Origin of the sequence: Mesorhizobium sp. M7A.F.Ca.CA.003.01.2.1 (assembly GCF_003998945.1) — a bacterium.
Lineage (GTDB): Bacteria > Pseudomonadota > Alphaproteobacteria > Rhizobiales > Rhizobiaceae > Mesorhizobium > Mesorhizobium ciceri.
On record NZ_RZRA01001454.1, the window covers coordinates 1 to 833 of the forward strand.

The window sequence follows — 833 nt, forward strand, 5'->3', positions numbered from 1 at the left end:
CAGAAGACCTGAGCGTTTCAACCACGGGAGGCGGCGCACTGGCTTTGCCGCTTGAAAACAGCGCGCAGCCGCTCATAATCGTCCAGTTGAACCCGAAAAGCCAAAAATCATCGGGGATTCGGGGAGGGACATTTGCCGGCAGGCTATTCTTTCGTCATCGCCGACGATCACCCGCTGTTTCGCGGTGCGCTGCGCGAAGCGCTCGCCGGCATCGGCAATGTCGCCGCCATCCATGAAGCCGGCGATTTCGAGAGCGCCAAGGCGCTGGTCGTGGCCAACGAGGACGTCGATCTGGTGCTGCTCGACCTGTCGATGCCGGGCGCCAGCGGCCTCTCCGGCCTGATCTCGCTGCGTGGCATCCATCCGGCGGTGCCGCTGGTCGTGGTGTCGGCGCATGACGATCCGGCGACCATCAGGCGGGCGCTCGACCTCGGCGCTTCCGGCTTCATCTCCAAATCGGCCAGCATGGAAGAAATCCGCAGCGCCGTGCAATCGGTGCTTGCCGGCGATATTGCAGCACCCGTCGGCGTCGATCTCGGCATCGAGCGCGACCCTGAAATATCCGACCTGATCAAGCGGCTGCAGGCGTTGACGCCGCAGCAGACCCGGGTGCTCGGCATGCTGGCCGAGGGCCTGCTCAACAAGCAGATCGCCTATGAACTCGGCGTCTCCGAGGCCACCATCAAGGCGCATGTCTCCGCCATCCTGCAGAAGCTCGGCGTCGACAGCCGCACCCAGGCGGTGATCCTGCTGTCCAAGATCGGCAGCGACCCGCTGCAGCCGGCGGGTTAGACCCCTATTCCGCCGCCGGCGCCAGCGGCCTGACCCTGGCC

At 65.3% G+C, this 833-nt stretch carries 1 protein-coding gene; it reads left to right on the plus strand.

Annotated features, from left to right (window positions below; translation table 11 throughout):
- Window positions 1-132 precede the first annotated feature (132 nt).
- Window positions 133-792 (plus strand): response regulator transcription factor, encoded by a 660-nt coding sequence (locus EN969_RS33410; RefSeq protein ID WP_024503139.1) that lies wholly within the window; start codon window positions 133-135, stop codon window positions 790-792.
- Window positions 793-833 lie beyond the last annotated feature (41 nt).